Origin of the sequence: Ruminobacter amylophilus (assembly GCF_900115655.1) — a bacterium.
Taxonomy (GTDB): domain Bacteria; phylum Pseudomonadota; class Gammaproteobacteria; order Enterobacterales; family Succinivibrionaceae; genus Ruminobacter; species Ruminobacter amylophilus.
The window spans coordinates 1-1,356 of record NZ_FOXF01000107.1 but is presented as its reverse complement, the minus strand read 5'-3'; the positions used below and the strand labels follow the sequence as shown (position 1 = coordinate 1,356).

Below are 1,356 nucleotides of genomic sequence, written 5' to 3'. Positions count from 1 at the left end.
CACGTCGAGACGGTTGTACTGCTGTCACGTGATAAAGCCTAAAGAAACCCAGTATTCATGCGGTTTCGGCGATATCGATTAAAATTTACACAGTGAATTTTATGCTGTATTTCTTTGAAAAATGCGTTTATCTGAACATATTTACAGTATGAAAAATAGGCATTTTTTCTGAGGTCGAGTGTGCTGAACTGCTTTTTTGCAATAGCAGTTCTGAACACCCAACCTAAAAATGGCTCTGAAACTGTGGAATTGCTGTTAGAAGGATATTCGAAATGCGATTGAACGAATATAAGTCTCTTGATGAATTCATGTCTCAATACACAGGAGAATGGGGTCCGTCAGAGGGGCATTGGTACGGACTCGATTTTTCATATCATGGAACTGAGTACAGACTACACACTTGGTCAATGTACAAAGATGAAATTAAGATCTTACCTGATGGAAGAGACGTTCTTTTTGGTCTATACAAAAAAGTATTGAGAGATGATGAAGTATCATCTGAGCATAGACGTAAGTACGAATTGTTAGGAAAGTACGCTGATATGCATGATTTACTTGAAAGTCGGGTTATTGAGGGGATTCCATTCTCGGAAGTCATAATGGATGATTATACCGAGTTATTAGGTCAGGATTAGGGGGGCAACAGTTTTGGCTATTTTTCTACATATTTTTTAGAAAAATCACTAATTAATTTATCTATGATTGCCTCGCTTTGTTTGTCGGTAATAATACGTTTTCTTATAAGTTTAACATAGTACAGTAACTCGTCGTATGAAAGAATAATTTCTTCATCTGCTTGTGTTACAATTTCAATTCCTTCAAATTTTTTTATTTGACTTTTGTCGTATTCATCCAGGTCGTCCCAAAAGTTAGAACACGTAAACTCATAACCGCTGCCTGTTCCGTTATTTAAATTCTGAAGGAATAGAATAAAATCAGAATTAGCAGCTTCATTTAAATGAGCGATAATTGGGAAATCAGTATTTTTAGCTGATCTTCCTCTTTTAAGTAAATTTTATACATGTCTGTTACTTTAAGTAGAACTTTCCCAAATCGTAATACTATACATTCTTTTTTGGTCTGCCAGGAGATCTTTTAGTTGGTACTTCATCTTGTGGTAAAAGAGACAACTTTTGAAGTACCTTAACCTGAGACGGATTCATATTAATAAGTTGCCAGTCACCCGAGTTAATTCTGGCTTGTTTAGCTCTTTTTAAAATTGACATGATTTTTTTATAGGTAAATGTGTTCAGTAATTCAGCCTTATCAAATTTGTTAATCAATTTAAACGATAGAACAGTTGACAGGAAATTGCAGAATTCACTTCCTATGATTGAGTAATCATCATGCACTCTG

1 protein-coding gene and 1 pseudogene are annotated in these 1,356 nt (G+C 34.9%); one reads left to right on the top strand and one right to left on the bottom strand.

The annotated features are described in order from the left end of the window. The first annotated feature begins 272 nt into the window (after positions 1–272). Entirely contained in the window at positions 273–635 is a 363-nt protein-coding gene (locus BMY80_RS11960; protein WP_093143969.1) for a hypothetical protein, read from the top strand. A gap of 426 nt (positions 636–1,061) precedes the next feature. On the opposite strand, the pseudogene BMY80_RS12475 reads toward BMY80_RS11960, so the two are convergent. After that, positions 1,062–1,356: pseudogene (locus BMY80_RS12475) on the bottom strand (transposase); the annotation flags it as partial.

Excerpts from the sequence above, each read along its gene's own strand:
- BMY80_RS11960 (WP_093143969.1), top strand. The coding sequence starts at position 273 with ATGCGATTGAACGAATATAAGTCTCTTGATGAATTCATGTCTCAATAC.